8 protein-coding genes, 1 other RNA gene and 1 riboswitch are annotated in these 6,646 nt (G+C 60.1%); of the genes, 6 read left to right on the top strand and 3 right to left on the bottom strand.

The window, feature by feature from the left end; genetic code table 11:
• Nucleotides 1-1,007 (bottom strand): TonB-dependent receptor plug domain-containing protein (locus ACFFAR_RS20935; protein ID WP_174365461.1); only part of this gene is annotated, 1,007 nt, incomplete at its 3' end.
• Between the two features lie 46 nt (nt 1,008-1,053).
• Nucleotides 1,054-1,342: riboswitch (cobalamin riboswitch) on the bottom strand.
• Between the two features lie 328 nt (nt 1,343-1,670).
• On the opposite strand from ACFFAR_RS20935, the gene ACFFAR_RS20930 reads away from it, so the two are divergent.
• The 5 genes from ACFFAR_RS20930 to ACFFAR_RS20910 all read left to right on the top strand — a co-directional run bounded on the left by ACFFAR_RS20930 (nt 1,671) and on the right by ACFFAR_RS20910 (nt 4,099).
• On the top strand, nt 1,671-2,054 hold the full coding sequence (locus ACFFAR_RS20930) for an ATPase (protein ID WP_174365462.1): 384 nt from the start codon (nt 1,671-1,673) through the stop codon (nt 2,052-2,054).
• Complete coding sequence (locus ACFFAR_RS20925; RefSeq protein ID WP_056351781.1) at nt 2,051-2,365, top strand: cell division protein ZapA; 315 nt, start codon at nt 2,051-2,053, stop codon at nt 2,363-2,365. Before ACFFAR_RS20930 ends, ACFFAR_RS20925 begins: the two co-directional genes overlap by 4 nt.
• Before the next feature lie 133 nt (nt 2,366-2,498).
• A non-coding RNA gene (gene ssrS / locus ACFFAR_RS20920) (6S RNA) lies at nt 2,499-2,680 on the top strand.
• Between the two features lie 147 nt (nt 2,681-2,827).
• Nucleotides 2,828-3,286, top strand: a complete 459-nt coding sequence (locus tag ACFFAR_RS20915; RefSeq protein WP_062169463.1) for an EVE domain-containing protein — start codon at nt 2,828-2,830, stop codon at nt 3,284-3,286.
• An 84-nt stretch (nt 3,287-3,370) separates the two neighbouring features.
• On the top strand, nt 3,371-4,099 hold the full coding sequence (locus ACFFAR_RS20910) for an SIMPL domain-containing protein (RefSeq protein ID WP_062169462.1): 729 nt from the start codon (nt 3,371-3,373) through the stop codon (nt 4,097-4,099).
• 75 nt (nt 4,100-4,174) lie between these two features.
• Here the strand turns inward: ACFFAR_RS20910 and lgt are convergent, their stop codons facing one another.
• Both lgt and ACFFAR_RS20900 read right to left on the bottom strand, forming a co-directional pair.
• On the bottom strand, nt 4,175-5,080 hold the full coding sequence (lgt, locus tag ACFFAR_RS20905) for a prolipoprotein diacylglyceryl transferase (protein ID WP_061998766.1): 906 nt from the start codon (nt 5,078-5,080) through the stop codon (nt 4,175-4,177).
• A 21-nt stretch (nt 5,081-5,101) separates the two neighbouring features.
• Nucleotides 5,102-5,989 (bottom strand): LysR family transcriptional regulator, encoded by an 888-nt coding sequence (locus ACFFAR_RS20900; RefSeq protein ID WP_375508382.1) that lies wholly within the window; start codon nt 5,987-5,989, stop codon nt 5,102-5,104.
• A gap of 166 nt (nt 5,990-6,155) precedes the next feature.
• Between ACFFAR_RS20900 and ACFFAR_RS20895 the strand changes: the two genes are divergently transcribed.
• The coding region (locus ACFFAR_RS20895; RefSeq protein WP_375508381.1) for a dihydroxy-acid dehydratase at nt 6,156-6,646 on the top strand (491 nt) is incomplete at its 3' end.

Raw genomic sequence — 6,646 nt, 5'->3', positions numbered from 1 at the left:
CGGTTCTCCGAATTGAACTTGCTGTTGTAGACGCCGTTCAACTGCGTGTCCGCGCGATCCTGACCCTGCGCCACGGTGAAGTGCGTGGTCCAGTTGTCGGTGATCTTGCCGTTTGCAAAGACCGAAGTGGAACGCACGCGGTTGTGCGATTCGTTGTCGTCGGTGGGCAGGCCGTAGGCGCTGTCGAAACTGTTGATACCGTTCGACTGCAAAAAGCGCACGCCCGCGTCCCATTTGTCGCTGAACTGATGACGCAACGTCGCCGACACGCTCTCGTTCAAATACCCGTTCGCGTTCGGATTCACATTCGGCGAGGTCGAAGGATCGATCGATGAAAACCCGTCGGTCTTCTCGCGCGAGAGCGTCACGTTGAACGTGGTGCGGCCGTCTTTATCGAGCGCGCCGTTCGCACCGACCTGCTGGCGCTGCGTGTGATAACTGCCCACCTCGGTCTCGAAGTTGAAGCGCGGCGGATGATTGCCGCCATCCTTCGTGAAGATCTGCACGACGCCGCCCACCGCGTTCGATCCATAAAGCGCCGACACATTGCCGTTGACCACTTCCACGTGGTCGATCTGATCGAGCATGAGTTGCGACAGTTGGGCCGCGCCTAGTCCGGCCGACTCGACACGCACGCCGTCGATCAACACGAGCGATTGCGCCGACGACGCGCCGCGCAGGAACAATCCCGCGCTTGAACCCGGACCGCCGTTGCGCGTGATCTGCACGCCGGGCGCAAGTGCGAGGAGACCGGCGACATCGGTAGCATTGGAATCGGCGATATCCTGCTGGTCGAAGAGCGTCGTCTGCGCGATGGAATCCGCGAGCTTTTGCGGCGCGCGGGTGGTGGTCACCACGACAGGCGCGAGCGTGACGGGCTCGCTGGGAGATCCTGAGGAACTGGTCGAGGACTGAGCGTTCGCAACAACGGGTAAACTGCCGAAAACCAGCAGGACGGCGCGGGCAATAGGTGAAGCCATGATTGCAGGAAGATCCGGTAAAGGCATGCGCGACCCGCTCCCCGCAGGTCCATGCGTGACGAGCGCAGCCGCGAGGCCGCGCTCTCCCCGAGGCCGGTATCCGGGCTGGCGACATATCGGCCCGCCTTCCCGCGCGAAAGGCGCAGTGGCATGAGCGTGCTGTCCGGGCCATTCGAGCGGTATCGAGTCGTAGAATGGGCGGACGTCACGCGTGGAACCGGCTTGCAACTTGCGTTGCGGTCGCTTACCGTTGCGGGGGCAGCGCAGGTTGGCGCGGTCCGGGCGGACGTTGCTTCCTGCTTCCCGTTTAACTGCGCATGCCGGATCGGGCATGCGCGAGCACCAAGGTGCCGCGAGTTTAAGAGCGGCACCGGGACCCGTCAAGAAAGCAGGATCATGCAGTCGCGCGAGCATTCGATTCACCTGCATTCTGGTCGTACCGGTAACGTTCAAACGGAATTGAAGGGGTACTTTCAGAGACGTTCAAAAGTCGTTCCGCGAGCCGATAAGCGAGCCATCGAGCCAGCGTTAAAAACTGTCGATAAACAACTCGATAAATCATTTCCCCTTACGAATAAAGGCTCGCGCCGATGCATTGACTTCAAACTGCTGTTACGTCTGGAAACGAACCAAATTTCTGAAGCGCCAGCGAAGCGCGCTAAAATGCGAGGTCTTAAGAGGACGCAGCACATGCTCAACGAACTCGAATCACTGTCACAAAATATTGGCCGGCTGATCAAAATCAGCGAACGGCATCATCAAGCGCATGACGCTCTCTCCCAGCAACTCGACCAGTTGCGCTCGGAGTTTGCGCTCGCGCAGCAGGAACTTGCCAACGTGCGTGAAGAGCGCGACGCCCTGGTGGGGGAGCGCGATTCGTTATCGGCGAAAATCGACGATGCACAGGTTCGCCTCAACGCAATCCTCGAAAAATTGCCGCGTGCGAAAAACGCGCCCGAGCCGGATAACCAGCTTGCCCTTTTGCCTCCCGATGCCAGCAGCGAACCGGACACCGCCGAAGCGGCGAACGGCGCGTTGCATGAGGAATCACACCATCACGGAGAAAAGGCATGACGACCAAGCAGATCGAGGTATCCATTCTCGGCGCGCCGTACCGGCTCGCCTGCTCACCGGAAACCGAAGCTGCGCTGCGTGAAGCGGTCGCACGAGTGGATGCGGAAATGTCGAAGGTGCGCAATGCAAGCAGCGTGCGCGGCACGGACCGGATTGCGGTGATGGCGGCGTTGTCGCTTGCTTCGGAATTGCTCAAGCTGCAAAGCAGCGTGCGTCACGGCGAAGCGTTCCCCGCCGAAGAGATCCGCCGCACGATGCATCAAATGAACGAACAACTCGGCGTCGTGATTTCACAATACGAAGCGCAGTAATTCGCAATGGCCATGCTTGCGTATATGTTTGCTAACGCTGCGCGCGCCGTGTCCCGAACGTTATTGTGTTGCGACTGACATAAAGTTTTCCCGTATCAGTGCTGCATCGGCGGGGCGATTGGTGTACAGTGATTGTTCCCTGCCTGGTTTGCCAAGGTCATATATTCCTTGAACCAATGCCATTGTGCACGGTTGTGGGATCTTGTAGCACTGGCGAGCGCGTCACTCTGTCTGATGAGCCCAAGGTGCTGCTTACTGCGACCAATCTTGAACCCAGGTTCAGGATGCCGGCCTAGCGGCTTGGGCGGGGACCTCATTCTGCAGCATGCGTTTTTTAGACGTGAAGCTGCAAGCAACAGGTTGATCAAGCTAACGGCGTCGGATTTTTTCCGATGCCGTTTTCTTTTGTATCGTGTGCGCTGCGAACATTGACGCGGCGCACACATTTTGCGGGCGACGTTCATGCGCTACTGGCTGATGAAGTCGGAACCGGACGAAGCGAGCATCGACCATCTCGCTCACGCTCCGAAAAAAACCTTGCCCTGGACCGGCGTGCGCAATTATCAGGCGCGCAACTTCATGCGTGACGGCATGGAGCTCGGCGACGGCGTGCTGTTCTATCACTCGAGTTGCCCGCAACCGGGTATCGCGGGGATTGCGAAGGTATCGTCGGCGGCTTATCCCGATCCCACGCAATTCGATTCGTCGAGTCCTTACTTCGATCCGAAGTCATCGCAGGACAAGCCGCGCTGGCTTCTCGTCGATGTCCACTTCGTCAGGAAAACACCGCTTATTCCCCTCTCGACGCTGCGCGAACACGCGGAGCTTGCGGATATGCAGGTGCTTGCGCGCGGCAATCGGTTATCGATCACACCTGTCACCGAAGCGCAATGGCGCTTTATCACCGAACATCTTTTGTAACTCGGTTGAAGGGAACTTCGCGAGCGCCATCGTCGCCTAAGCAACGGTCACATTGACGTGCACTCATGCTTACGGAGTTAAACGATGACAAAGAAAAATACCACTTCGGCACTTGCCGCCATCGCGCTTATTGCAGGCGCTGCCATGGCGCAGAACGCGTTCGCGCAAAGCTCCGTCACCCAGGCACAACCGTCCGGCGTGTTGTCGCTGGCGGCGCAGGCGAGCGAGGACGTGCCTCAGGATGTCGTCGATATCACGCTCTTCTACGAGCAGGAAGCGAAGGACGCGGGGTCGCTGACAAGCGTGCTGAATCAGCGCGCCGATGCCGCGTTGCGCATGGCGAAGGGTGTCGATAACGTGACGGCACATAGCGGCGCGTTCACGGTCTATCCATCGACCGATCGCGATGGCCGCATCTCCGCATGGCGCGGCCGCACGGAAGTCGTGCTGGAATCGAAGGACTTCACGGCAGCAACCAAGCTCGCCGGCAAGATGAGCGACGCCATGCAGGTGGGCAGCGTCACGTTCTCGTTGTCGCCCGAGGCGCAGCGCGAGGCGGAGCAGAAGCTTTCCACGCGCGCGATCGCTTCGTTCAAGCAGCAGGCGCAGGCTTCATCGCAGGCGTTCGGGTACAGCGGTTATGCGATTCGTGAAGTGAATATCGGGCATAACGGGTCATCGCCGAGACCGGTCATGATGATGGCCGCCCGAAGCATGAACGCGGACGCGAAGATGGCCGCGCCAATGGCGCTGGAAGCGGGTACGTCGACCGTGACGGTGAATGTGTCGGGTTCGGTGCAGATGAATCGTTAAGCACTTTTGCCGCCTCGGCATGAAAAGCCTCGCTTTTACGCGAGGCTTTTCATTTTCCACGAATCGATTTGCTGCTCAGGAAACCTTCGCCGGGTCAGAAGGCACCATACGTCCCCGCTTGTAAGACCAGACCAGCATTCCAATTCCCACGATGATCATCGGCAATGAAAGCCACTGCCCCATCGAGAGATTCGCGGCCAGCAACCCCAGGTAGTCATCCGGCTCGCGAGCGAACTCCACCGTAAATCGCGCGATACCGTAACCAATCAGAAACACCGCCGAAATCGCACCGACCGGCCGCTGCTTTCTCGACATCAGCCACATCACGATAAACAACGCAAAACCCTCCAGCGCAATCTCATACAACTGCGACGGATGGCGCGGCAGCATCTGGTATCGATCGAAAATTTCCCGCAGATGCCATTGCGCGTCGAGGTCGGGATGCTTTTGCAGCCAGATGGCGTCATCAGGGGACGCGTTCTGGAAGAGCATCGCCCACGGCGCGTTCGGGTTCGTCACACGCCCCCACAACTCACCGTTGATGAAATTGCCGAAACGTCCCGCGGCAAGGCCGAGCGGCACCATGGGAGCGACGAAGTCGGTGACCTGCAGCCACGTCCGCTTGCGTTGCCACGCGAACAGGATCATGGCGGTGATCACGCCGAGCATGCCGCCGTGAAAGGACATGCCGCCTTCCCATACCTTGAAGATATCGAGCGGATGCGCGAGATAGAAACTCGATTTGTAGAACACCACGTAACCCAGCCGGCCGCCGAGAATGGTGCCGAGCACGCCGTAGAACAGGATGTCGTCGATGTCTTTCGTGGTCCAGCCCTGCGCCGACACGTAAGGCAACCGCAGCCTGATCCGTCCGATCACAATGCATTGAATGAACGCCAGCAAATACATGAGGCCATACCAGCGCACGGCGAGCGGGCCGAGATGAATGGCAATCGGATCGAAGTTCGGGTGAATGAGCATGTTTCTATGTACGTGTAGGAGTCACGGCAGCGCGGGCACGGTGGCCGCATGAGCGCGCACTATATCGATAAAACCGGCGAGCACCGGGCTGACCTCCGCCGCGCGCCACATCAGACCCGTCTCGACGACCGGCCCGGATTCGAGCAACGGACGATACACCACTCCGGTCCTTCGCAGATGACGCAGCGATTGCGGCACGAGCGCGACGCCCATTCCAGCGGACACCAAACTGACGATGGTCTGCATCTGGATGGCCTCCTGCCCAATGCGCGGCATCAGGCCGGCGGCGCCGTAGCAGCCCATGATCATGTCATAGAAATCCGGCGCGAGACGCCGCGGAAAGACGACGAGCGGGGCGTCGGCGAGCTGGTGGAGGCTTACGGGCGTATCCGACCATTCATCGGCGCCCAGGTCCAGTTCGGCGGCGGCATCGCTCGACATCGCGATGACGAGTGGTTCCCGCGCGATCGGCAAGTACGACAACGCCACCGCGTGACGCGGCGGCAGCGGCGGAATGACCAGACCGGCATCTATGCGCCCCGCCACCAGCTCTTCCACCTGCACGTCGCTGGTCGCTTCCACGAGTTGCAGCCGCACGCCAGGGTATCGCGCGCCGAAATCGCGCAGCAGCAAAGGCAAGAGGCCGTAATCGGCGGTGGAAACGAACGCCAGCGATAAAACCCCCGCCTCGCCCCGCGCAAGCGACTGCGCGAGCGGCCGCAGCGCGTCGGCGCCGGCCAGCAGCCGCCGCACCTCCGGCAGCAAATCCTTGCCGACGGGCGTCAGCTCGACCGAGCGCTTGGTCCGCACGAACAACGCCACGCCGAGCATCTCCTCGAGCGAGCGAATGGCCTGCGACAACGGCGGCTGGGTCATCGCAAGCCGTCCGGCCGCCCGCCCAAAGTGCATTTCCTCGGCAACCGTCACAAAATACCGCAACAATCTGAGTTCGATGTTTCGCGTTTCCACTGATACCTTCCGCGACTTAGTAGACCCTGAATAATATATTGGACACGCGTTCGCACAAGCTTCATCCTTTCGCGACCAGACAAAAAAATCCTCAAGGAGCCCCCACATGGCCTTCAATCGCCGCTCGAAAAACATCACGCAAGGCGTCGCGCGTTCCCCGAACCGCTCGATGTATTACGCCCTCGGCTACAAGGAAGAAGACTTCGACAAACCGATGATCGGCATCGCGAACGGTCACTCCACCATCACGCCGTGCAATTCGGGCCTGCAAAAGCTGGCGGACGCCGCCGTCGAATCCATCCGCAAGTCGGACGCCAATCCGCAGATCTTCGGCACGCCGACGATTTCCGACGGCATGTCGATGGGCACCGAAGGCATGAAGTATTCGCTCGTGTCGCGCGAAGTGATCGCCGACTGTATCGAAACGGCCGTGCAAGGCCAGTGGATGGACGGCGTGGTCGTGATCGGCGGCTGCGACAAGAACATGCCCGGCGGCATGATCGGCTTGGCGCGCATGAACGTGCCGGGCATCTACGTGTACGGCGGCACGATCCGTCCGGGCAACTGGAAGGGCGTGGACCTGACCATCGTCTCGTC

The sequence above is a fragment of the uncultured Caballeronia sp. genome (assembly GCF_964243625.1).
Classification (GTDB): domain Bacteria; phylum Pseudomonadota; class Gammaproteobacteria; order Burkholderiales; family Burkholderiaceae; genus Caballeronia.
The sequence above is the reverse complement of the archived record's forward strand: the minus strand, read 5'-3'. Positions and strand labels throughout refer to the sequence as shown.

Coding starts and splice junctions, on each gene's coding strand:
- ACFFAR_RS20930 (WP_174365462.1), top strand. CDS start 1,671: ATGCTCAACGAACTCGAATCACTGTCACAAAATATTGGCCGGCTGATC.
- ACFFAR_RS20925 (WP_056351781.1), top strand. CDS start 2,051: ATGACGACCAAGCAGATCGAGGTATCCATTCTCGGCGCGCCGTACCGG.
- ACFFAR_RS20915 (WP_062169463.1), top strand. CDS start 2,828: ATGCGCTACTGGCTGATGAAGTCGGAACCGGACGAAGCGAGCATCGAC.
- ACFFAR_RS20910 (WP_062169462.1), top strand. CDS start 3,371: ATGACAAAGAAAAATACCACTTCGGCACTTGCCGCCATCGCGCTTATT.
- lgt (WP_061998766.1), bottom strand. CDS start 5,080: ATGCTCATTCACCCGAACTTCGATCCGATTGCCATTCATCTCGGCCCG.
- ACFFAR_RS20900 (WP_375508382.1), bottom strand. CDS start 5,989: ATGCACTTTGGGCGGGCGGCCGGACGGCTTGCGATGACCCAGCCGCCG.